The following is a 20,313-nucleotide window of genomic DNA, read 5'->3' on the forward strand; positions in this document are numbered from 1 at the left end:
CTGGTTATTTCATGTCGCCTGCAATCAGCTGGTCAGCGGGATCGCCGACGATTCCCAGCCGCTTCCCGACTGCCATGTCGATTAATTGCTTCCCGGAACAATGGTGCCGGGCGAGCATACCAAATGGGCCGGTCCGCAAGTGATCGTCCAGGGGAGGACGCGGGGGGACTGTGGCGGGACCGTTCAGGGCGGTATCCGCGATCACATCGGGGCTGCGCAGGGCGCGGCGCAAGGGGAGATCGTCATGCACCGGACCACCATCCGCCCAATCACAGCAATTGCCGGCCGTGCCATGCTTTGCTGCCTTGCCGTCGGTCTTGCCATTGGTCCGGACTGCGCCTCGGCCGCGGAATTGCTCAAAGCCCGGCTTGCGCAAAACCTCGGGCCGATCTCCGGCCTTGCGATCGTCGCCAAATCGAAGGGAATTTTCGAAAAGAACGGACTGGACATCACGGTCTCGAACTTCACGTCCGGCAAGCAGTGCCTGGACACGGTGATCGGGGGCGGCGCCGACATCGCGACGACGGCCGAGGCGCCGGTCACCGCTTCGGCGATGGCAAACCAGCCCATCGCCTTCGTCGCCGGGATGGAATATTCTGATCTCAAGACGCTGGTCGCGGCCAAGGCCGGCATCAAGACCAAGGAAGATCTTCGCGGCAAGCGAATAGCCTTCACTGCCGGCACCGGCAGCGAGGTTTACACGGCGACCTTGCTGAAGTCGGTGGGATTGATGCCCAAGGATGTCACCCTCGTCAATCTGCGGCCGCAGGAGATGCTGCCGGCACTTGCAGCCGGAAGCATCGACGCGTTCGACACCTGGGAGCCCCACGTCGCCAACGCGAAGAAGGCCCTGGGCGAAGCCGTTACTGAGGTCGATACAAAGGGCACCTACTCCGAGACGTTCAATATCGTCGTCATGAAGTCCTATCTGGACGCCAACCCCGTGCTGGTTGAGAAATTCATCGCCGCACTGATCGATGCCGAGATCTGGATGAAGGCACACCCGGATGAAGCAATTACGACAGTGGCAGACGCAGTCGGAATGAAGCGGGACGAACTCGCCCCGATCTGGGCCGACTATGTTTACCGGGTGCGTCTCGATGACCGGCTGATCGAGATTCTGAAGACCCATTCCGCATGGCGCCTCGAGAGCGGCAACCATCCTCCGGGAGCGGCGATGCCCGACTTCAGCAAGGTCGTTGTCACCGAGCCACTGAAAAAGGTCGATCCCGCACGCGTCTCCTTATCGTGGAAATAGGCACCCGCGTGGCCATGCCGGAAGCCACTTCAGCAGCAAGCGATATTGCCATCCGCACTGGCGGTCGCGCTCGGCGGCCGAAGTCAGCTGGGCTGCGCCGCCTCAATATTCTGGTCGGGGCGCTTTCTCTTCCCTTGTTCATTGGGCTCTGGGAACTGGTCTCCCGTTCCGGGACCGTCAACATGGTGCTGTTTCCGCCGCCGACGGTGGTTGCTGCGGCCGTGCTTGAATGGATACGAAGCGGACAGTTCTTTAGCGATCTGTTGGCCAGCCTCTTTCGCGTCACCACGGGGTTCATCGTGGGCGGCGCGCTCGGCATCCTGCTCGGTGTTCTCACCGGCCAATTCCCCGTTATCTCGAGCTTGCTGTCCCCGCTATTCCATATCCTGCGGCCAATTCCACCGATTGCTTTCGTGCCGATCGTCATCCTCTGGTTCGGCCTGTCAGAGGCGGGCAAATTGTTCCTCGTCGTATGGGGCGTATTCTTCACGGTATGGCTTTCGACCCACATCGGCGTGCAGAAGGTCGACCGTGGCCTTATTCGGGCGGCGTTGATGCTCGGCACGCCCCGACGCCAGATGCTGCAGGAGATCGTGCTGCTGGGCGCGCTTCCCTACATCGTGGTCGGGTTGCGCACCGCCGTCAGCATCTCCTTCTACACGCTCGTCGCGGCTGAACTGGCCGGCGCTTTCGCCGGCATTGTCTACAGGATCGAGATTGCGCAGCAGAATTTGCAAACGGGCCAGGTCATGGGTGGACTCGCAGCGCTCGGGTTGATGTCGTTCATAGCCGACCGGCTGTTTGCGGCTCTTGCCGAACGTATCGTCTGGTGGCGCTGATGTCGGGGTCTCGATCGAGCATGAAGCTGGCGCTGGCAAGTTCGCCTGCCTCCGACGAATCGGCGCGGAAACAACCGGCCATTCAAGTCTCGAACCTGAGCATCGTTTTCGACACCAAGCGCGGGCAGATGATCGCAGTCGATCGCGTTTCCTTTGACGTGGCGCCTGGCGAGTTCGTTTGCATCGCCGGGCCCTCCGGCTGCGGCAAATCGACGGTGCTCAATACGATCGCCGGGCTGGAAGTGCCGTTCGAAGGCGAGATCCTGGTCGAGGGCGCGCCCGTCTACAGTCCGCGTCCCGATGTCGGCATGGTGTTCCAGCAGCCGCATCTCTTCCCCTGGAAGTCGGTCCGCAGCAACATCGCCCACGGTCCCAGGATGCTCGGGAAGTCCAGGACGGAAGCGTATGCCATCGCCGACGATCTGATCGCGATGGTCGGCCTCAAGCGTTTCGCCGACGCTTATCCGAACACGCTGTCCGGCGGCATGCAACAGCGCGTGGCGATCGCACGAGCGCTGGCCAATCAGCCCCGTGTGCTGCTGATGGACGAGCCCTTCGGGGCGCTCGACGCGCAGACCCGCGCGGTGATGCAAGACAATCTGCTGGCGCTGCGCGACCGGATCAAGGCGACAATCGTATTCGTGACGCATGACATCGATGAAGCCATCGTACTGGCCGACCGCGTTCTCATCATGAGCGCGGGACCCGGCCGCATCCTGCGCGAAGTCGCGGTCAAGCTGCCGCGCCCACGGTCGAGTTCTGTCATGGTCGAGCCAGCTTATCTGTCGCTCAAGAAGGATTGTCTCGACGTCATCCGCGCGGAAGGGTTGCGGGCGTTCAATCAGTCGGACGCGGACTGACGACGCGGAGCCCGCGGGTCTGAGGCGACGCAGCGGGCTGGCATGGTTCTTGAATAGTCGATGCCGGGTCTCACCTGCGGAGCCGGCCATGCACAGGGCGAACAGCGCGATAGCGGCAGGTGTGATGCTCGCGGAGTCTGACGATCTCGTCAGACCGCTTCCCGGCTTGCTGGATGGTCTCAACCGGGCTGATTGCAATCGCTTGCGTGCGATCGGACGCGAAAAGATCCTGGAAGCCGGCCAACTGGTTTGGTCTCAGGGCGACGCACAGGCCGGGATCTACCTGATCAGCGAGGGGCGCATACGCAGCTACTATGCTGCACCGTCGGGGCGCGAAGTCACGCTCGCCTATTGGTTTCCCGGCAACTTCGTCGGCGGGCCCGACATATTCGGGACGGGCCCGCACATGTGGACATCGGTTGCGGCCGAGCGCAGCCGGTTGACGTTCATGCCCGGACCGGCGCTGCGGCGGCTTGCGCTGGAAGCGCCGACGATTGCCGTCGCCTTGCTGGATGCCCTCGCATTCAAGGCGCGATGCTATTCGGCAATGGCCCAGATGCTTGGGACGCGCTCGGTCACCGAGCGGTTGCACAGCCTGCTGATCTTCCTGTCGCACGTCTACGGCGTGAAGCGCGACAACGAGGTCGTCGTCGGCATGCCGTTCACCCACGGTGATCTCGCCAATCTCATCGGATCCACCCGCCAATGGGTGACCGTGCAACTCGCGCGGCTCCAGGACGAAGGCGTGATCAGATACGAAAGATCCGTGATTTCGATCCTGGATGTTTCTACGCTCGGGCAGGCGATCGGATAATGTCCGCCCTTTAGCCGCCAGACTTCAACTCGAACGCCGATCCGTCTGCGCCGGCCTCGAACCGCCGCGCCAGTCCGATCAGCGCGCGATCGTGCCAAGCCGGCGCCAGCAGGGTCACGCCCATGGGCATCCCGCTTGGCAATTTCGCATTCGGAACGGCGACGCCGCAGAGATCGAGTAGATTGGCAAAGTACGAGTAGTAGCCCAGACGATTGTTGAGGGTGATCGGATCACGATGCATCTCCTCCAGTGTGAACGGCCGCGGCGCGGTCGGAACCACCAGGGCATCGATGCCGGCAAAGATTGCTTCGGCGTCGCGGCGAAGCCGGTGCAGCCGGTGAATGGCGCCAAACGTGTCGATCGCCGAATAGCCGGCGGCTGAGCCCAGCACGGTCCTCGTGACATCAAGCAAGGCGCCGGATTCGACGTCAATGAGCGAAGCGATGGCAGAGTGCCGCTCCGCGACCCAGGGACCGCTGAACATCAACTCCCCGGCCTGGCGGAATGGGGCGAAGTCCACCTCGATCGCCGTTCCTCCGATATGAGCAAGACGTTCGCAGGCGCTCTCGTAGAGTTCGCCGCATTCCGACATGCCGAAGCATTCGAGATCTGCTGGCGCAACGCGGCCGAACCGGAATGATGCCGCCGCTCCGTTGGCGGGGAAAAAGGTTCTGGGCAGGCGGCTGTAGGGATCTTCGAAATCAAACCCTTCGATGATGTCGAGGATTGCCTCGCCGTCGCTGACAGTATTGCAGAATACGGACACGCAATCGATCGTCGGACAATTCGGCACCAGGCCACGTGATGACACCAGCCCAACGGTCGGCTTGATTCCGACGATGTTGTTGAACCCGGCAGGTATGCGCCCCGAGCCGCCGGTATCGGTGCCGAGCGCAAAGGCGACGTGCCCGGCCGCCACGGCGACCGCGGACCCGGAACTGGAGCCGCCCGCAACATAGCGCGCATCGGCAACCGACGCGCAGGGGCCATGGGGCGAACGCACGCCGGACAGGCCTGTGGCGAACTGATCGAGATTGGTCTTTCCGAGGCAAATTGCGCCGGCTGCGGTGAGGCGTTCCACGCTGTGCGCGGAATGCCAGGGCGTGTAGCTGAACGCCGGACATGCGGCAGTGGTCGGCATGCCCGCAACGTCGATATTGTCCTTCACACCAAAGGGAATACCGAGCAGCGGAAGATTTTCGCCCGTCCGCGCGCGCGCCACCAGCTTATGGCATTCTTCGAGTGCCTCCTGCCGTGGGCGAAGATGGATCCAGCAATTGCGGTCGCGCTCGGCCTCGATCCGGTCATACGCCGTTCCGATCGCCTCCAGCAGCAGGGACGAACTCCTGGCAATGCCTTCGTAGTTTGTCCTGAGGCGCGCGACACACTGGCTCACGGAATATCTCCTCATCCAACCGGCAGGCGCGAAATTGGGGCAGCTCTGCGCGGCCAACAAGCAATTAAGTGCTTCGCCCAAATGGCCACCTGACCGGAAACGTGCCGCTCAAACAAAAAGGGCGCCGTGCCGAAGCACGACGCCCTCGTTTGTCGCTATACGCGCGATCAGTTGGTCTGCTGGATCGCCGACAATTCCCAGGCGCCGCCCGGACGCCGGGCAAAGGTCCAGACTTCGGTGGCCTCGCCCGGCTGCTCGCTGCCGGCGACAATTGCGCCGGTATTGCGGTCGAGCGTCTTGTCGGTGAGCGCGAAGCGCAGCGCCACAGTCGCGTAATCGGTCTCGCCTTCGCGCCAGGATTCCGCGAGGTCGCCCTGCAACAGCTTCACACCGCTGACCTTGTTGACGACATTGCGGGCGCGGTTCTGGCCGAGGTCCTGCTCGAAATAGGAGACCATTTCCGGCGTCGCGAGCGTGTGCAGCTTGGCCACGTCCTCGTTGGACCAGGCGGACTGGACGTCGCCGAGCAGGCGCTCGAACGCTTCATAGTCGTCCGGCTTGATCTCGAGCGGCGCGTTGTTGGCGCCGAAGCCGAAGCCGCCGCCAAGACCGCCACCAAGACCACTACGGTTGTTCGCCTGCGGTCCCGGACCGGCGCCGGCGTCAGCGTTGGCATAGGCCGCCTGCGGGGTGTGGCGGCGCTGCCACCAGGACATCGCCAGCCGAACCACGAGCACCACGAGCACGATCTGGATGATCAGGCCGATGATCGACGACATGCCGCCGAGACCGCCGAACAGGCCACCGCCGAACAGCATCCCGAGCAGGCCCGCGCCGAGGAAGCCGGCCGCGAGGCCACCCATAAAGCCGCCGGCGCGGCCGAACAGGCCGCCGCGCGCGGGGGCGGCGGCAGCCGAATTCATGCCTGCGCCCGGCTGGGTGTAGGTCCGATTGAACTGCGAGGTCGAGCCCGGCGCGGTCGTGGTCGATGGCGGGGCCGAATAGGTGCGCGAACCGCGCGAACCCGACGACATGCCGCCACCGACGCGCGCGTCGGCGGACGAGATCGCCAGCGCAGTCGGCAGCGCAAGCGCCAGCACGACGGCAATCGTCTTGAAGATGCTGCGGGAGCGTTGCGAGAAATTCATGTTGGTTTCCCAGATCCCCGGCATGGGGACGTGCCCCTAAGATGGGCAGCCTTCCGTAAAAAGGAAGCCACTATCGGAACTTGTGGCTGCGGCCCTCAGTCGCGGGGATGTGGCAAAAGCCCATATTTGGCGGCAGCTTGGCCGGGTGAGCGAAGGAGCCGCGGTCGCGGGTTACCGGTGGCTGTTGAGAGCTTTTTTCTCGTCATTGCGAGCGAAGCGAAGCAATCCAGGCTGTTTCCGCGGAGGCAACTGGATTGCTTCGTCGCTTCGCTCCTCGCAATGACGGAGAACGTGGAGCCCGCGCCCTCACCCCGCCTTCGCCATCGTCTCCTTCACGGCCGCCACGAGCTGGCTCAGCGTGAACGGCTTGGGCAGGAAGTCGAACTGCTGGCCTTCGGGCAGGCTCTTCTCGAACGCGTCTTCCGCGTAGCCGGAGACGAAGATGAACTTGATGTCGGGGTTCTTCTCGCGCATCGCCTTGAGCAGCGTGGGGCCGTCCATCTCCGGCATCACGACGTCGGACACGACGAGATCGATTCCGCCGCTCTGCTCTTCCAGGACTTCCAGCGCCTCGACGCCGTTCTCAGCCTCGACCACGGTGTAGCCGCGCGAGCGCAGACCGCGTGCATTGAGCGCGCGCAGGCCCTCTTCGTCCTCGACCAGCAGGATAGTGCCCTGTCCGGTGAGATCGGTGCGGGGCTTGGCGTCCGCCGTGGACCCGGCTTCCTTCGCGGCACCATTGCTGGCGCCAACGACCGGCGCCGGCTGCTCGACCTGCACCTCCGGCTCGGCATGATGGCGCGGCAGGAAGATCTGGAACGAGGTGCCCTGCCCCGGCTCGGAGTCCACGTAAATGAAACCGCCGGTCTGCTTGACGATGCCGTAGACGGTGGAGAGCCCGAGGCCGGTACCCTTGCCGACTTCCTTGGTCGAGAAGAACGGCTCGAAAATCTTGTCGCGGATATCGGCGGGGATGCCGGTACCGGTGTCGGCGACCTCGATCCGCACGTAGTCCGCTGCCGGCATGCCCTTGTAGGCCAGCCTGGCCGCCTCCTCGGCGGTGACGTTGGCGGTCCGGATGATCAGCTTGCCGCCGTCGGGCATGGCATCGCGCGCGTTGACCGCGAGATTGACGATGACCTGCTCGAACTGGGAGACGTCGACCTTGACCGGCCAAAGATCGCGGCCGTGGATGGTCTCGTGCTTGACCTTCTCGCCGATCAGGCGGCGCAGCAGCATGGCGAGGTCGGAGAGCGCATCGCCGAGGTCGAGCACCTGCGGCCGCAGCGTCTGCCGCCGCGAGAACGCCAGCAACTGCCGCACCAGCGTGGCGGCCCGCGTCGCGTTCTGCTTGATCTGCATGATATCCTGGAACGACGGGTCGGTCGGCTTGTGCGCGTTCAGCAGGAAGTCGTTCGCCATCATGATGGCGGAGAGCACGTTGTTGAAGTCGTGGGCGATGCCGCCGGCGAGCTGGCCGACGGTCTCCATCTTCTGCGACTGGTTGATCTGGTTCTCCAGCGCGCGCCGCTCGGTGGTCTCGAGCATGTGCACGATGGCGGCTTCCGCGTCGTTCTCACCCCCGTCGACCGGCGTGACGAAGAACTGGCCCCAGCGCTCCTTGGTTCCTTCCAGCGCGACCTCGACCGGCGCGATGTCGGCCTGATTCTCGGCGGCCTGGTTGATGGCCGCGATCAGCAAATGACGGTCGCGCGAATTGACCGCGCGGAAGATCGACTTGCTGGCGCTGTCGAGCCCTAACGCCTGCCCGAGCTTGGCGTAGCGCGCATTGGCGCGCACGACGTTGCCGCCGCGGTCGACGGTGGCGATCGCCATCGGCGTATGGTCGAAGAAGCGCATGAAGCGCACTTCGGCGGCGCGGTCCGGATCGCTGCGCTCGTCACGGGCGCGGCTGATCACCAGCGTGCGCGACGGGCCTGGCGCACCGTCGGCGCCGAAGGCGAGCTTGTGATAGAGCCGCACCGGCATGGTCTTGCCGGTACGCATGCGCAGGTCGATGTCGAAGACTTCCGTCTTGACCTCACCCGGCACCGCCACGATCGCGGTCAGAAGCGAAGCGCCGTCGCCGGAGACGATGTCGGTGAGCTTCAGCCCGCCCGAGCCGATCTCGGCGAGGTCGTAGTCGAGCCAGTTCGCCAGCGTCGCGTTGACGTAAGCGAGCTCGCCGGCCGGATTGACCGAGAAGAAACCACAAGGCGCGTGATCGAGATATTCGATCGCGTGCTGGAGTTCCTGGAACACGTCCTCCTGGCGCTCGCGGTCGCGGGTGATGTCGGCGATCGACCACACCGCGTATCTCGTCTCGCGCTTGCCGGTGCCGAGGGGCCGCACCCGCATGCGCAGCCAGCGGCCCTGGCTGCCGTCATGGCCGGAGATGCGCACCTCTTCCTGCTGCCGCTTGCCTTCGCGCGCGGCTTTCAACAGGCGGAACACCGCTTCGGAGACGTCGGGGTTGCCGATGAAGACGCGCTCCACGGGGCGCACGTCCTGCGGGCCGGCGGCGCCGGTCAGCGTCAGATAGGCCGCATTGGAATAGACCACATGGCCGCGCGGGTCGGTCACGGCGAGGCCGTCGAAGGCGTGATCGGCGATGCGGCCCATCACGGGATCGTCGAGATTGCGATCGACGAAGCGGATGATGCCGGCGGCAAAGGCGAACAGGTTGAACAGGCCGACCATCGCCAGCACGGCGAGGATGCCGAGAATATAGGGCTGCGCCTGCGCGCGCCCGAGCGTCATCAGCCCGACGGCAACGGCGACGAGCCCGGCGGCCACCAGCAGCACCAGGGCAATGCTGCCCGAGCGCGGCGACGGCTCTTGCGCCGCAACGGGCTCGCGTGTGAGGTCGTGGTCGGTCTCGGCAGTCATCTCAAGCTGGCACAGCCTGTCGGCAGAGAATCAACGCGCTACAGGGCGCGCAGGGTCCTCCCTGCCTGAATCGGACCCGCAGGCGCAAGGGCAGCAGGGGCGAAAGGTACGCTGATTCCCAGATTACGGCCATTTCCAGTACTTTTCAGGGGTTTTATTGCCGGCTGGCACCGAATCCGCTCTTCAGACGCATGACGTAGCCGATGACTTCGGCGACCGCATGGTAGTGCTCGGTCGGGATTTCCTCGTCGATCTCGACGGTGGCATAGAGCGCGCGGGCGAGCGGCACGTTCTCGACGATCGGGATATCGTGCTCGCGCGCGATCTCCCGGATCTTGAAAGCGAGGTTGTCGACGCCCTTGGCGACGCAGATCGGCGCCGACATGCCGCGCTCGTAGGACAGCGCGATCGAATAGTGGGTGGGGTTGGTGATGATCACGGAGGCCTTGGGAACCGCCGCCATCATGCGCTTCTTGGAGCGCTGCTGGCGCAGTTGCCTGAGCTTGCCCTTGATGTGCGGGTCGCCTTCGGATTGCTTGTACTCTTCCTTGATCTCCTGGAGCGACATCTTCTGCCGCTGGAACCAGCTGCGATACTGGAAGAAATAGTCGCCGATGGCGATGATGGCGAGCGCTGCGACCACCGCGGCGAGCAGATGAATGGTCAGGCTGGTGGAGGCGCCGAGCAGCGCGGCCGGATCGAGCCTGACCATCGCCTCCATGCGATGCCGCTCCGGCCACAGGATCACGGTCATGACCGCGCCGAGCACGATCAGCTTGCCGAGACCCTTGAGGAAGTTCGCCGCCGCTTGCTTGCCGAAGATGCGCTTGAGGCCTTCGGCAGGCGACAGCTTGCTGAACTTGGGCTTGAGGGATTCGGCCGACCAGACCAGGCGATGCTGCAGCACGTTGCCGGCAATTGCCGCGAGTACCAGCATCAGCAGCGGCACGCCCACCGCCGCCAGCACCGCGACTTCGATCTGCTGCATCAGGGCGAGCAGAGCCCTGCCGTCGGTCTTGATCATCCAGGAATTGGCGAGCAGGTTGCGCATCGGCGCCAACAGCCCGCTGCCGACCGATCCCGAGAAGCTCGAGACCACGAGCGTGGCGCCCGCGATCATGAACCAGGTGTTGATCTCCTGGCTCTTGGCGACGTCACCGCGTTCGAGCGCCTCTTCGAGACGTTTTTGCGTCGGGTCTTCTGTTTGACTCTCTGGATCGTTGTCTTCCGCCATCGATCACCTGGTCACTTGAGTGGCATCATCTGGTGCATGACACCGATGAAATAGTCGAGATAGGTGCCCATCATCGCCGTGAGCACCACGGCGAGCACCAGGAAGCCGGCGAAGATCGAGAGCGGCACGCCGACGAAATAGACCTGCATCTGCGGCATCAGCCGCGCCAGCACGCCGAGCCCGATGTTGAAGACGAGGCCGAACACCAGGAACGGGCCGGAAAGTTGCAAGCCCAGGCGGAACGCGGCGGCGAAGGCGCGCGTCGCCAGCGCGGCGACATCGGCGCTCGACACGGTCTCGCCCGGCGCGAAGATCGTGTAGCTGTCATTCAGCGCCGCGATCACCAGATGATGACTGTCGGTGGCGAACAGCAGTGTGACCCCCAGTATCGTCAGGAAGTTGCCGACCAGCACGCCCTGCTGTCCCTGCGTCGGATCGACCGAGGTGACGAAGCCGAGCCCCATCTGCTGCGCGATCACGGAACCGGCAACCTGCAGCGCCGACAACGTCACCCGCGCGGTCGCCCCCAGCACGATGCCGATCACGATCTCATGCAGCATCAGGACCAGCAGCGGCGCGATCGAGCCCATGTCGACCTGATAGGCGTTGCGATGCAGCGGCAGGATGATCAGCGTGAGCAGCAGCGCGATCGACAGCTTGATCCGTGTCGGGATATTGGTCTCGCCCAGGCCCGGCAACAGCATCACCATCGCGCCGACCCGGGCAAAGGCGAGCATGAAGGAGGCGGCAAGCGCCGGCAGCAGCGAGACGTCGATGCGCATGACGGGCGCATAGTGCCTCAGCCGCCGATGATTCGCGACGATATCCGCAGCATGTGGGAATGCAGCGCGTCGGCCATGAACGGCAAGGCCAACAGCATTGTGGCAAAGATCGCCAGGATCTTTGGCACGTAGATCAGCGTCTGCTCCTGGATCTGCGTCAGCGCCTGGAACAGCGACACGACGACGCCGACCACGAGGCCGACCACCATCAGGGGCGACGACACGATCACGATGGTCCAGATCGCATCACGCGCGACGTCGAGGGTTTCCGGTCCGGTCATTTCGCAGTTCCTTTGTCTTATTCCTCGCCTCCCACCGCTCTTGTGAGCGATGCGAAGGCCTATCCCCGGTCATTGCGAGCGTAGCGAAGCAATCCAGACTGCCGCTTCGGAAAGACTCTGGATTTCTTCGCGGCGCTCGCATTGACGGTTGGGGCGGGCGCGAGCGCCAAAAATCAGATCGGCATCTTCATGATGTCTTCATAGGCCGCGATCACGCGGTCGCGGACCGAGACCAGCGTGGACACGGCGACATCGGTGTCTGCCACCGCCGTCACCACGTCCATCACGTTGGCCTTGCCGGCGGCCATCGCCACCGTCTGCGCATCGGATTTGCGGCCGGACTCCAGGACGCTGCCGACAGTGTCTTTCAGAAGGGAGGCGAAGGACTGGCCGCTCGGCTCGCTGCCCTTGCCGGCGCCGCTGTTCTCCAGCACGCGAGCGAGGTTTGCATAGGCGTTGGCGGCAATTGTCGGTGTTGCCATGGTTCAAATGTCCTGTTCAGCTCTTGAGGATGTCGAGGGTGCGCTGGATCATCCGGCGCGTCGCGCTGATGATATTGAGATTGGCCTCGTACGACCGCTGCGCGTCGCGCATGTCGGTCATCTCGACCACCGAGTTCACGTTGGGATATTTGACGTTGCCGGTCGCATCCGCCGCCGGATTGTTCGGCTCGTATTTGGTGCGGAAATTGGACTGGTCGGGCTTGATCCTGCCGAGGGTGACGACCTGCGCGTCGAGTGTACGGTCGAGCGCGGAGGAGAAGGTCGGCACCTTGCGCCGGTAGGGATCGCCGCCGGCGCTCTGTGAGGTCGAATCCGCGTTCGCGATGTTCTCGGAGATCACCCGCATGCGCCCGGCCTGCGCCCGCAGACCGGAGGTCGCGATCGCCATCGAACGGGCAAAGTCGCTGCTGTCATTCGCCATGATGCGCTTCCTCTAGCTCTAGCCTTTGCCGATCGCGGTCTTGAGCAGGTGCAGGCTCTTCGAATAGAGCGAGGTCGCCGCCGCATAATCCATCTGGTTGCTGGCGGCCTTCATCATCTCCTCTTCGAGATTGACGGCGTTGCCCGCGGGGCGGGTCTCAAAACCCGCATTCTTGTTCTGGTCGAATCCGGAGGCCGCGCCTGACGGCGCCATGTGGGAACCGCTGGTGCGGGTAAGCGCCAAGGGGCCCATCGAACCCGTAACGGCCCCGGCCTTGTCCAGCTTCGGCTCGACCAAGTCGCGCGGCCGGAATTTGGGCGTGTCGGAATTGGAGACGTTCTCGGACAGGACGCGCTGGCGCTCCTGGTGCCATTGCATCTTGGTGCGAAGCGCCGAGAGCACCGGAAGATCGTTGATGGACATCGTTGCGGCTCCTTCCGCCTCGCAGGACCCGGGTCCGAAGCTAGGCAGAATTTGCCGCCTGTATGGTTAACAGCTGGTTAAGGAGGTCGTAGGCAGTTGTCCCCCGCCGGGACAAGGATGCGCGCGCCCCGTGATTCTACGCCTCCAAAAGCGGCATTAACCCAACCGCTTGGCGGCGCGTGCACAGGCCAAGAAGTCGTTTTGGATCGAGCGATTCATGGGTTATTAAGAGTTGGGGACGGCAAAACTTGCCGTGGGACGTTAAGAAATCGCAGTTTGGGGCAACGTAAGCCGGTGGTTGGCGCATCTGACCACCGGCCCGAGACAAGCGCCATTTGTCGGGGACAAGTATGCAAGGCAGCCCTATCACCTTCATCGTCGCGTTCATCGTCGTTCTGGCGTTGATCGGCGTCGCTGCATGGCTGGTTCGCCGATTCGCCACCAGCCGGCTCGGCGCCAACACCCAGCGCGGCCGGATGCCCCGACTCGCCGTGATCGATGCCGCCGCGGTCGACGGCCGCCGCCGCCTGGTGCTCGTCCGGCGCGACAATGTCGAGCATCTGCTGATGATCGGCGGCCCCACCGACATCGTCGTCGAACCCAACATCGTGCGCGCAGCGCCCGGCCGCGACCAGCTCCCGCAGCGTCCCAATGCCGCCGAGCCACCGCGTCTTGCGCCGATGCATGATACCAGCAGCTGGGCCGACGAAGCACCGCGGCCCGAGCTGCTCGACCATCCCGAGCCGCACATGCCCGAGCCGCCACCGCGGCCCACGCGCCCCTCCTTCGCCGACGAAGTGCGCCGGCCGGCTGCCGCGATGGCCGAACGCCGCAGCGAGCCGCCATTGGGCGGCTTCACCTCCGAGCCGATCGCGCCGCGCCCCGAGCGCGAGCTGCGTCCCGAACCTGTTCCGCCGCGCGTTGCGCGCAACGAACCCCCTCTGATGCCGCGTCCGCCGCGCCAGAGCGAGCCGGTGAAGGCGCCTCCGGTGCGCGCCGAGCGCGTCGCCGCGCCTCCTCCGCCTGTGCCGCAGGCTCCGCCCGTTCCGCCGCCGGCGCCCGCTCCTGCGGCGCCATCGAGCGCCGAGCAGAATCTCGCCGAGATGGCGCAGCGGCTCGAAGCTGCGCTGCGCCGCCCCGCCGGCGAGACACTTGCTCCTCCGGTCGCCCCGGAGCCCCCGGCCGCTCCTCCGCGTGTGGCCCGCAGCGAGCCGCCGGCACCACCGGCCACTCCCGCAAAGCCGGCCCCGGAAAAGACCAGCTTTGAAAATCTCGAAGACGAGATGGCCTCGTTGCTCGGCCGTCCGAAGCCGTCTTCGTGAGGCTGCCGGCCCTCCCGCGTAGAGTTTTTCTTCTTTCTGTCCTGATCGGCGCGGCTTCGCTCGCGATGCCGGCGCATGCGCAGGACATCAGCATCAATCTCGGCGGCGGAGGCGCTGGCGGTGGCGGCGTCACCGAGCGCGCGATCCAGCTGATCGCGCTGCTCACCGTGCTGTCGATCGCCCCGTCGATCCTGATCATGATGACCTCGTTCACGCGCATCGTGGTCGTGCTGTCGCTGCTGCGCACCGCAATGGGCACCGCGACCGCCCCGCCGAACTCGGTGATCATCGCGCTGGCGATGTTCCTCACCTTCTTCGTGATGGGACCCGTCCTGCAAAAATCCTACGACGAAGGCATCCGTCCGCTCGTCGCCAATCAGCTCGGCGTCGAGGACGCCCTTCAGCGCGCCTCCGTCCCCCTGCGCGGCTTCATGCAGAAGAACGTGCGCGAGAAGGACCTCAAGCTGTTCCTGGATCTCTCCGGCGAGCCGCCGCCCGCCACTCCCGACGAGCTCGGCTTACGCATCCTCGTCCCCGCCTTCATGATCTCGGAGCTGAAGCGTGCTTTCGAGATCGGTTTTCTGCTGTTCCTTCCCTTCCTGATCATCGATCTCGTCGTCGCCTCCGTGCTGATGTCGATGGGCATGATGATGCTGCCGCCGGCAACCATCTCGCTGCCGTTCAAGCTGATCTTCTTCGTGCTGGTCGACGGCTGGTCGCTGGTGGCAGGGAGCCTGGTGCAGAGTTACGGGGGGTAGCGGGCCCGGGGGTGCCCTCATCCTCTCTGACCCAAGGCTCGTAGGCGTGCACTTGAGCTTGCCAGCGCAAGGGGAAAGCCTGCCACCGTGAGCGCGTTCGGCGGTTCGTGACATACCGCACTATGCTCAGGTTGCGCATTCAATGGGTGGTTGATATGATGGTTATCATCCATTGATCCGAAGCGGCTTATGATCAGCAACGTCGAAGACCGTCCGCTCACTCGAGTCGTGCCGCTTGGTCTTCAGGTCGCCGTTCTTGCTGCGTTGTCTGCGAGTGGCACGTTGGCCACCAACATTCTGTTGCCTTCGCTACCGAGTATCGCCGTCGCGGTAGGCGTCTCCAGCGCTCAGGTAACGTCAGCTATCACCATATTCCTCGCCATGTTCGCGGTCGGACAACTTGTTGTCGGCCCGTTGTCGGATCGTTTCGGCCGGCGCGTACCCGTGATGATCGGGTTTGCTGTATTTTTCGCAGGTAGCATATGGTGCGCGTTAGCCAATGATTTGGCGGCACTATTGATTGGCCGCGTTGTGCAGGCCGGTGGCGCATGTGCCACGTCTGTCCTTTCGCGAGCCATCGCAAGAGATCTTTTTCAGGGCGAAAAGCTAGCCCGCGTGCTCACCTTTGTTATGGTTGCGATGGCAGCAGCGCCCGGATTCTCGCCCCTGGTCGGTGGCGCGCTCGATCATTTTTTTGGCTGGCGTTCAGCATTTGTGTTCGTCGGAATCTTCGCCGTCGTCGCCGCTTCAGCATTTCTTGCGGCTTTCGGAGAAACGCACCACGGCCCGCGCGCCGAGTTCAATTCCTCGACGATCGCCAAGAATTACTGGTCGCTATCGACTGACCGCCGTTTCGTGGTTCCTGCCGCAACTGTTAGCCTCATCTTAGGTGCGCTGTTTGCAATGTTTTCGGCATTGCCGCGTGTCTTGATAGAAGGCCTCGACTTCACACCCATGCAACTCGGCCTGTTCTTCGCAGGCACTGTCATGATCGTCTTTAGCGCTGGCATTATCGCTACAAAAATTGTTCCGCACCTTGGTCTCGACCGATCGATTTGCATCGGTCTCGCGCTGGCCTGTGTCGGCGGCGGCATGGTGTTGCTATTCGCGCTTTTCGACGGGCGCTTTTTGCCATTTCTTGTCGGCGCATGCGTATTCCTGCTAGGCATGGGCATGGTCAATCCGCTCTGCAGCGCGCAAGCTCTTTCGCCGTTCGGCGATCGCGCCGGTGCTGCCTCGGCCCTGTTGGGTTTCTGGCAGATGTTGGCTGCTGCGCTGGGCGTATCGCTTGCGGCGGTGATCGCAAGGAACCCTATGATCGGGCTTGGTCTTGTGCTTGTGCTTGCGTCGACTTTGGGCTCGGCAATTTATCAGGTGCGGATAAAGCTCCATTAAGCCCGTTAACGTCGCTTGCTGGCCTTAGCTGCTTCGCTGTTTCTCCACGCGGGCTGATCAGGTTGATGAGTACGCGCCCCTGGGCGATCGTCTTCGGCCCCTGCCCGTCACTTCGAGGAGCTTGCTCACGGACACCTCTCGCGAGGCCCAGAAGGAGCAGCGATCCTACTGCGTCATCTTGATCTGCCGCACCACCGGGATCGTGGGCAGCGAGCCGGTGTGATCAGATTCGTCCTTGGCCTGCGGCGAGGCCGGCGCGCGGGCGGTGGCATCGGGGAAGCGCTGCTTCATCTCGCGCAGGAAGCCATCGAGCGTGTCGACGCTGGCAGCCAGCTTGGCTATATCGGCAAATTCGGCGCTGGAGGCACCGGTCGGTTTGCTCGCGATGTCGAAGGCGAGCCGATCGGCGCTCTCGCTCATCAGCGGCGCATATTTCTCGCGGAAGCGCGACATGCCGATCGAGTCGTCGGCGAGCGCATAACCGACGGCGGCGCGGATGATGTCGCTTTTCTCCACCGCGTTGAGCGGCTTGAAGTCGCGGAAGCGCTCGCCGTAATAAAGCTCGATCTGCTCGGCGGATTCACGCCAACGCCGCGCCGCCCAGAAGATGTCGGAGCGTAGGCGCAGCACTTCGCGCCCCGTAACGTTGGAGACGATGTCGAGCGCGAGATCGTGGCGGCCGACGTCGCTCTGGGCACGCGCCTCCAGCAGCAGGCGTTGCTGCCTGAGCTCGCCTGAGAGGTCGCTGATACGGCTCGCGCGCAACGCCGTGATCGCCATGTCGGGTCTGCGGTTGGCGAGATAGATCATGGACAGGCGTGCGGCGACTTGTGCACGCGCCGCGCCTTCGAGGCGATGGTCCACCTGGTATTGCAGGAGCTCGGCGGCCTGGTCGAGCAGATCGATCGAGGCGAGACGGTCGGAGAGGCGTCGGATCAGTTCGTCGCCGCGACGGCCGATCGGCGTCAGCTCGCGGAACTCGTAGAACATCCCCAGCGCTTCGATCGGCGGCAGCTCGTCGCCCTTGGGCCCCAGGAAGATCTGCGTGAACAGGTCGGACGCGAGGTCCTGCGCCTGGCGCGAGGCTTCCGCGTTCGGCTGCAGCTTTGTCGCGGTACGCGCCGCGGTGAGCGCGTCCCGGTAGCGCCCGTTCTCGGCAAACATCTGCGACAGCATCTGGAGCGTCTTGACCTCGATCGAGTCGCCGCGCCAGGTCATCGAGAGCGTTTCGAGCTCGCGCAGCGCGTCTTCCTTGCCGATCTCGTCGCGCTTCTGCCGCAGCGCGACCTCGAGCTGCTTGGCCTCGGCCGCAGCCGGCCGGTCGGACGAGCCGACCGCGAACTTGTAGTCGTCGAGCGCGTCCTTGTCGTGGCCGAGCGCCTCGGCGAGCCGGCCGCGCAGCACGGCAAAGCCGGGCGCGGCCTCGGGCGAGACGCCGACCACCTCGAGCTCGCTGCGGCGCTTGGAGGCGCCGGCATAGTCCTTCACCTCGAGCGAAGCCCGCATCGCCTCCATCGTCACGATGCGCTGGATGTCGAGCGGCAGCGAGGCGATGGCGAATTCGACGTTCTTGAACTTCTCGCGCGCATCCGCCCATTTGCCCTGGCGCGCATAGGCGAGCGCTTTCCAGAGCTGTGAATCGTGGCTGTTGCCGATCACGGGGTTGGCGAGGTCCTTCAGGCCCTGCGCCGGCCGGCCGATCAGGATGCTCGCGATCGCATGCATGATCAGCGCACCGCTCTCCTCCTTGTTGAGAGGATCGGCCAGCATCAATTCGGTAACGGCCTTGGCCTCGTGATACATCGCGCGCGACATGTAGAATTGCGCGAGGTCGAGCCGCGGCAGCGAACGCATCGCCGGTTCGACGTTGGAGATCGCCGTGATCAGCTCGTTCTGGCGCGCTATGAAATTTTCCGACTGGCCCTTGCGCCAACCTTCGGGGCTGAAGACCGGCCGCACCGCGGTCGGCGCGCGCTCGGCCGAGATGTCGACCGGCGACAGCGTCAGCCCACCCTTCTTGCCGAGGATGACCTTGTCGGCCCCGACCTCGACGCCGACCTCGTCGGAATTCGGTCGGATCGCGATGCCATGCGCGGATTCCAGCAGCGCGAGATCAACGAGATCCTGCCGCTTGATGAAGCCGCGCACCGGCCGCTGCGCGGTGATGACGTAGAGCGTGTCGCCGGCATCGGGATCGGTGAGCTTGTGCAGGAGCCCCGGATTGGCGAAGGGGATCGCGATGTTGGCAAGCGCCGGGTCGGTGATGTTGCGCGAGATCATCAGCGGCAGCGGCGTCGCCTGGATCTTGTCGGCGAGGGTCAAGAGCCAGTTGGTCTGCTTGCCGACCTCCTCGCTCGTCAGCGAATAGACCAGCGGCCGGGTGAGACGGATGCGCACCGCCTGTCCCTTCTCCAGCGGGACGCGGCCGACTTCCCCGATCATCGCACCGCCCCTGGTGCGGATCGCCTCAACGTCGATCGGCTTCGCCGTATCGAACACCAGCCAGACGGTATCGCCACGGCGGAACGCCGCCGCAGGCGTTGCGACCTGAAGCGGGAAGGTCACGCGCAGGCCGTCGCTGTCGCGGCGGACATCGACGCTGGCACCACTCGGCTGCGGAGCTGCGGGCGCCTCTGCTGGAGCAGCCTTGACGGCCTCCGTGACCGGCTCCTTGACGGGTTCCTTGACGGGTTCCTTGGCAGCTTCCTTCACGACCTCTTGAGGCGCTTCGGCCATGACGGGCTTGGCGGACGCGACCGCAGTTTCTGCAACTGGCGCCACCGTCTTTGAAACTTCCTTGGGCGCCTCCTTTGGCGCTTGCGCAACGTGCGCAGCTTCGGCCGCAGGAGCGGGCATCGATTTCGGCGCTTCAGATGGCGACATGGCGGCGGGCGCTTCCGCCTTCACCTCGGGCTTGACGTCGATCCTGGCTTCGCGCGCGATCATCTCGGACGTCGGCGGCGCGATCTCGCGCTGCGCGTCCTTCGGCTTCTCGGCCGCAGGCTTTTCAGGCGCAGGCGCCGGTCCATGGGCGGCGGGCTTGGCCTGCGCGATCGCAGCCTCGGCCGAATTGGCCATCTTGCCCTTGTCCGGCTGGAAGGAGATGTCGACGACGTAGTTCTTCTCGTCGCGGAACGAATGCACGTCGGAATCGCCGATCAGCGCGATCTCGACGCTGGTCTGGTCGATGTCGCCTTTCTGCTTGATCGAGGCGACGTTCGGCGGCGCTGCGACGACCGCGTCCGCCAGATCGAAATTGAGGTTGGCGTTGAAGGCGAGCGTGAGCTTCTGCTCGTTGAGCACGGAGGACACGCCGACGCCGTCGGGCATCTCGAACACGAAGCGGACGAAGGTCGGCTGCACCGAGGCGCGCACGCGGATCTGCGGACGCTTCTTGCTCTCCGCCGCGGCGCGCTGGGCGCGCAGCGCGCGTTCGGCGACGCGCGCGCGTTCGGCGAGTTCCTTGACCACGTCCATCGGCAGACTCGGCGGCGGCCCCTTCCAACCCTCCGGCAAGAGGTCGATGAAGGTACGTTCGCCGGCATTCATGGTGTTGACGGTGACGCGCCGCGCCAGCGACAGCCGGATGGCGCCGCCGTCGGGATCGCGGCGCGCCGAGTTGACGTAGTCGGGCGCGCCTTCCGGGACGCGGTCGACGGGCACGTCGACCGCCCGGTCGAAGCGGATGACGAGAATGGAGCCGGCCGTCGTCACCTCGGAGGGGACGTCCTCCCCGAGCTTGATCACGAGACGGGCAAAGCCGCCGCCGGCCGAGAAAGTCGCCTCGCCCCGGACAGCATCGGCCGCCCGGACAGGCGCCGTGAAGCCGATCAGCAGGCCGGCTGCCAGCAGCGGCGCCGCGCGGACATGACGCGACAGCCTCCGCGCCAGGGCGCGGGCTCGCGACACAAATCCAGCGGCAGCCTCTCGCGCCATTGGCGGCATTACTTCCGGTTCGACGTCCACGCCGGCGTTGGTGCCGGCCCCTGC

The 20,313-nt window shown here is 64.6% G+C and carries 18 protein-coding genes; 7 read left to right on the forward strand and 11 right to left on the reverse strand.

Annotated elements, in window-relative coordinates:
• Positions 1 to 4 precede the first annotated feature (4 nt).
• Positions 5 to 250, reverse strand: a complete 246-nt coding sequence (locus tag AC0L20_RS06195; RefSeq protein WP_473287830.1) for a hypothetical protein — start codon at positions 248 to 250, stop codon at positions 5 to 7.
• Between AC0L20_RS06195 and AC0L20_RS06200 the strand changes: the two genes are divergently transcribed.
• The 4 genes from AC0L20_RS06200 (at position 245) to AC0L20_RS06215 (ending at position 3,771) form a co-directional block, all read left to right on the forward strand.
• Positions 245 to 1,258: an NrtA/SsuA/CpmA family ABC transporter substrate-binding protein gene (locus AC0L20_RS06200; RefSeq protein WP_473287831.1), complete on the forward strand. Its 1,014-nt coding sequence runs from the start codon at positions 245 to 247 to the stop codon at positions 1,256 to 1,258. The genes AC0L20_RS06195 and AC0L20_RS06200 overlap by 6 nt on opposite strands.
• Before the next feature lie 14 nt (positions 1,259 to 1,272).
• A complete protein-coding gene (locus tag AC0L20_RS06205) occupies positions 1,273 to 2,097 on the forward strand; it encodes an ABC transporter permease (protein WP_473287861.1) in 825 nt (274 codons plus the stop codon).
• Positions 2,098 to 2,117: 20 nt separating this feature from the next.
• Entirely contained in the window at positions 2,118 to 2,957 is an 840-nt protein-coding gene (locus AC0L20_RS06210) for an ABC transporter ATP-binding protein (RefSeq protein WP_473287862.1), read from the forward strand.
• Between the two features lie 88 nt (positions 2,958 to 3,045).
• A complete protein-coding gene (locus AC0L20_RS06215; protein ID WP_473287832.1) occupies positions 3,046 to 3,771 on the forward strand; it encodes a Crp/Fnr family transcriptional regulator in 726 nt (241 codons plus the stop codon).
• Between the two features lie 10 nt (positions 3,772 to 3,781).
• Here the strand turns inward: AC0L20_RS06215 and atzF are convergent, their stop codons facing one another.
• From atzF to flgB, 9 genes are all read right to left on the reverse strand, one after another.
• Positions 3,782 to 5,167 carry an allophanate hydrolase gene (gene atzF, locus AC0L20_RS06220; protein WP_473287833.1) on the reverse strand — a complete coding sequence of 462 codons (1,386 nt, stop codon included), beginning with the start codon at positions 5,165 to 5,167 and terminating at the stop codon, positions 3,782 to 3,784.
• 167 nt (positions 5,168 to 5,334) lie between these two features.
• Positions 5,335 to 6,339: a Tim44 domain-containing protein gene (locus AC0L20_RS06225; RefSeq protein ID WP_473287834.1), complete on the reverse strand. Its 1,005-nt coding sequence runs from the start codon at positions 6,337 to 6,339 to the stop codon at positions 5,335 to 5,337.
• Positions 6,340 to 6,621: 282 nt separating this feature from the next.
• The gene (cckA, locus tag AC0L20_RS06230) at positions 6,622 to 9,204 is read right to left on the reverse strand and encodes a cell cycle histidine kinase CckA (RefSeq protein WP_456769157.1); all 2,583 of its coding nucleotides are present in this window, start codon (positions 9,202 to 9,204) and stop codon (positions 6,622 to 6,624) included.
• 154 nt (positions 9,205 to 9,358) lie between these two features.
• A complete protein-coding gene (flhB, locus tag AC0L20_RS06235; protein WP_027518912.1) occupies positions 9,359 to 10,438 on the reverse strand; it encodes a flagellar biosynthesis protein FlhB in 1,080 nt (359 codons plus the stop codon).
• Positions 10,439 to 10,449: 11 nt separating this feature from the next.
• Positions 10,450 to 11,220 carry a flagellar biosynthetic protein FliR gene (gene fliR, locus AC0L20_RS06240; RefSeq protein ID WP_456769155.1) on the reverse strand — a complete coding sequence of 257 codons (771 nt, stop codon included), beginning with the start codon at positions 11,218 to 11,220 and terminating at the stop codon, positions 10,450 to 10,452.
• A gap of 17 nt (positions 11,221 to 11,237) precedes the next feature.
• Positions 11,238 to 11,501, reverse strand: a complete 264-nt coding sequence (gene fliQ, locus AC0L20_RS06245; RefSeq protein WP_007612284.1) for a flagellar biosynthesis protein FliQ — start codon at positions 11,499 to 11,501, stop codon at positions 11,238 to 11,240.
• Positions 11,502 to 11,674: 173 nt separating this feature from the next.
• Positions 11,675 to 11,983: a flagellar hook-basal body complex protein FliE gene (gene fliE, locus AC0L20_RS06250; RefSeq protein ID WP_007612285.1), complete on the reverse strand. Its 309-nt coding sequence runs from the start codon at positions 11,981 to 11,983 to the stop codon at positions 11,675 to 11,677.
• Between the two features lie 16 nt (positions 11,984 to 11,999).
• On the reverse strand, positions 12,000 to 12,425 hold the full coding sequence (gene flgC, locus AC0L20_RS06255) for a flagellar basal body rod protein FlgC (RefSeq protein ID WP_027567607.1): 426 nt from the start codon (positions 12,423 to 12,425) through the stop codon (positions 12,000 to 12,002).
• Positions 12,426 to 12,443: 18 nt separating this feature from the next.
• Entirely contained in the window at positions 12,444 to 12,848 is a 405-nt protein-coding gene (flgB, locus tag AC0L20_RS06260) for a flagellar basal body rod protein FlgB (protein WP_027518914.1), read from the reverse strand.
• Between the two features lie 350 nt (positions 12,849 to 13,198).
• Here flgB and AC0L20_RS06265 point away from each other — a divergent pair, with 350 nt between their 5' ends.
• The 3 genes from AC0L20_RS06265 to AC0L20_RS06275 all read left to right on the forward strand — a co-directional run bounded on the left by AC0L20_RS06265 (position 13,199) and on the right by AC0L20_RS06275 (position 16,323).
• On the forward strand, positions 13,199 to 14,170 hold the full coding sequence (locus AC0L20_RS06265; protein WP_473287835.1) for a flagellar biosynthetic protein FliO: 972 nt from the start codon (positions 13,199 to 13,201) through the stop codon (positions 14,168 to 14,170).
• A complete protein-coding gene (fliP, locus tag AC0L20_RS06270; protein ID WP_035994574.1) occupies positions 14,167 to 14,928 on the forward strand; it encodes a flagellar type III secretion system pore protein FliP in 762 nt (253 codons plus the stop codon). Before AC0L20_RS06265 ends, fliP begins: the two co-directional genes overlap by 4 nt.
• Positions 14,929 to 15,117: 189 nt before the next feature.
• A complete protein-coding gene (locus tag AC0L20_RS06275; protein ID WP_473287837.1) occupies positions 15,118 to 16,323 on the forward strand; it encodes a multidrug effflux MFS transporter in 1,206 nt (401 codons plus the stop codon).
• Positions 16,324 to 16,488: 165 nt separating this feature from the next.
• Here AC0L20_RS06275 and AC0L20_RS06280 read toward each other — a convergent pair whose 3' ends face one another.
• On the reverse strand, positions 16,489 to 20,259 hold the full coding sequence (locus AC0L20_RS06280; RefSeq protein WP_473287838.1) for a tetratricopeptide repeat protein: 3,771 nt from the start codon (positions 20,257 to 20,259) through the stop codon (positions 16,489 to 16,491).
• Positions 20,260 to 20,313 lie beyond the last annotated feature (54 nt).

This window comes from Bradyrhizobium sp. Kon58 (genome assembly GCF_055807455.1).

Bases quoted from the DNA above. Each gene is read 5' to 3' on its own strand.
- AC0L20_RS06215 (WP_473287832.1), top strand. From the start codon at position 3,046: ATGCACAGGGCGAACAGCGCGATAGCGGCAGGTGTGATGCTCGCGGAG.
- AC0L20_RS06205 (WP_473287861.1), top strand. From the start codon at position 1,273: ATGCCGGAAGCCACTTCAGCAGCAAGCGATATTGCCATCCGCACTGGC.
- AC0L20_RS06200 (WP_473287831.1), top strand. From the start codon at position 245: ATGCACCGGACCACCATCCGCCCAATCACAGCAATTGCCGGCCGTGCC.
- flgC (WP_027567607.1), bottom strand. From the start codon at position 12,425: ATGGCGAATGACAGCAGCGACTTTGCCCGTTCGATGGCGATCGCGACC.
- fliQ (WP_007612284.1), bottom strand. From the start codon at position 11,501: ATGACCGGACCGGAAACCCTCGACGTCGCGCGTGATGCGATCTGGACC.
- fliR (WP_456769155.1), bottom strand. From the start codon at position 11,220: ATGCGCATCGACGTCTCGCTGCTGCCGGCGCTTGCCGCCTCCTTCATG.
- flgB (WP_027518914.1), bottom strand. From the start codon at position 12,848: ATGTCCATCAACGATCTTCCGGTGCTCTCGGCGCTTCGCACCAAGATG.
- AC0L20_RS06225 (WP_473287834.1), bottom strand. From the start codon at position 6,339: ATGCCGGGGATCTGGGAAACCAACATGAATTTCTCGCAACGCTCCCGC.
- cckA (WP_456769157.1), bottom strand. From the start codon at position 9,204: ATGACTGCCGAGACCGACCACGACCTCACACGCGAGCCCGTTGCGGCG.
- fliE (WP_007612285.1), bottom strand. From the start codon at position 11,983: ATGGCAACACCGACAATTGCCGCCAACGCCTATGCAAACCTCGCTCGC.
- AC0L20_RS06210 (WP_473287862.1), top strand. From the start codon at position 2,118: ATGAAGCTGGCGCTGGCAAGTTCGCCTGCCTCCGACGAATCGGCGCGG.
- AC0L20_RS06265 (WP_473287835.1), top strand. From the start codon at position 13,199: ATGCAAGGCAGCCCTATCACCTTCATCGTCGCGTTCATCGTCGTTCTG.
- AC0L20_RS06275 (WP_473287837.1), top strand. From the start codon at position 15,118: ATGATCAGCAACGTCGAAGACCGTCCGCTCACTCGAGTCGTGCCGCTT.
- flhB (WP_027518912.1), bottom strand. From the start codon at position 10,438: ATGGCGGAAGACAACGATCCAGAGAGTCAAACAGAAGACCCGACGCAA.
- AC0L20_RS06280 (WP_473287838.1), bottom strand. From the start codon at position 20,259: ATGGCGCGAGAGGCTGCCGCTGGATTTGTGTCGCGAGCCCGCGCCCTG.